Genomic DNA, 1,269 nt, shown 5'->3' on the forward strand with positions numbered 1-1,269 from the left:
CCGTCCCGGGCGTGATCACAGGCCCATGCGCCGCGCGGCCTGTTCGGTCCGGTGCAGGACCGCTTCGGCGTCCCGCCGGGCGGTACGGGCGGCGTGCTGGGCGTCGCGGGTGGCGGTGCGTTCGGCCGCCTTGGCGGCGGCGACGTTGTCCTTCGCCCGGTCGAGGAGGTCGTGCATGGCGTCGGTCTCGCGGCGGCGCCGGTCGGCGGCGCGGGCGTCGATCCGGTCGATCTCCGCGTCGATACGCGGGTTGACGGCGTCGGGGCCGGCGGCGGCCTGCTTCACACCACGGGTGACCAGCCACGCACGGCGGCGGCGTTCGGCGGAGGTGTAGGAGCGCATCAGCGGTTTTCCCCTTCTCGCGGGCCGGGACTGTCCCAGCTCCCCTCACCACCCGTACGGGACAGGTTGATCGGGCAGCCGTCAGGCACGGCCCTTGCGGGACACCCGCTTGCCGGGCTGCTGTGTTCCGTCCGGCTTGTCGCCGGGGGTGACGGCCTTGACGACGGTGACCACGCCCCACGCGCACACGGCGGCCAGCAGGGCGAGGAGTGCGAGGTTCGCGGCCATCGCGGTGAGCACGCCGACCAGCAGCGGGCCGAAGTAGACCCCGGCGGCCACCGCGCCCGCGCCGACCCCGGACCCGAGCGCGATCCGCTGGACCGTGCGGTCCGGCGGGGCCTGGTGGACGTGGACGATCTGCGGTCCGCCGACCGAGGCCGGGGCCGGGGTGGGGAGGGTGTGGGGGTCGATGTAGGCGTGGGTGCCGTCCGGGAGCTGGACGACCGTACGCGGGGCGGGCAGGGAGGATTCCACGGTCTCTCCGTTCGATGAGCTGGAGTGGTACGGGAAGTGCCCCGGGCCGGAGTCGATCCGGCGCCCTCACGGCGAGTTGCCGGGGCTGATGCACTGTCAGGCGGCGAGCGCGGGAGCGTCGAAGCAGGGCACACACATACCGAGCGACGTGGGGATGACGTATCCGGCGTCCCTGCCGCATTCGGGGCAGGTGCGGCGGGCGGTCATCGCTTTCGCGAGTGCCGCGCGGCGGGCGGGGGTCATCGGCCGGACCGGCAAGGCGCGGTCGATGCGGTAGAGGTAGGCGGCGCGGATGCCGGTGCGGTCGCGGCGGGAGCGCCACAGGATCTGTGCGGCCACTTCCTGACCGCCCGGCCGCAAAGAAGGCGGGTTCGCGAAATCTCGGACGAAGACGTTGCTGAACCCGCGCGTCGGCATCTCTGGGCGCCGCTTACGACGAGCGGGTTCCTGCCC

Annotated in this window: 3 protein-coding genes; all 3 read right to left on the reverse strand. The window is 73.7% G+C overall.

Features of this window, described 5'->3' with window-relative positions; all coding sequences use genetic code 11:
• Positions 1-15: 15 nt before the first annotated feature.
• Entirely contained in the window at positions 16-342 is a 327-nt protein-coding gene (locus AB0389_RS37875) for a hypothetical protein (protein ID WP_366400134.1), read from the reverse strand.
• An 81-nt stretch (positions 343-423) separates the two neighbouring features.
• A complete protein-coding gene (locus AB0389_RS37880; protein ID WP_366400135.1) occupies positions 424-816 on the reverse strand; it encodes a DUF6251 family protein in 393 nt (130 codons plus the stop codon).
• Positions 817-912: 96 nt separating this feature from the next.
• Positions 913-1,233 carry an RRQRL motif-containing zinc-binding protein gene (locus AB0389_RS37885; protein ID WP_366400136.1) on the reverse strand — a complete coding sequence of 107 codons (321 nt, stop codon included), beginning with the start codon at positions 1,231-1,233 and terminating at the stop codon, positions 913-915.
• Positions 1,234-1,269: the final 36 nt, after the last annotated feature.

Source organism: Streptomyces sp. NPDC093109 (genome assembly GCF_040701725.1).
In the GTDB taxonomy this organism is placed as follows: Bacteria; Actinomycetota; Actinomycetes; order Streptomycetales; family Streptomycetaceae; genus Streptomyces.

Excerpts from the sequence above, each read along its gene's own strand:
- AB0389_RS37885 (WP_366400136.1), bottom strand. The coding sequence starts at position 1,233 with ATGCCGACGCGCGGGTTCAGCAACGTCTTCGTCCGAGATTTCGCGAAC.
- AB0389_RS37875 (WP_366400134.1), bottom strand. The coding sequence starts at position 342 with ATGCGCTCCTACACCTCCGCCGAACGCCGCCGCCGTGCGTGGCTGGTC.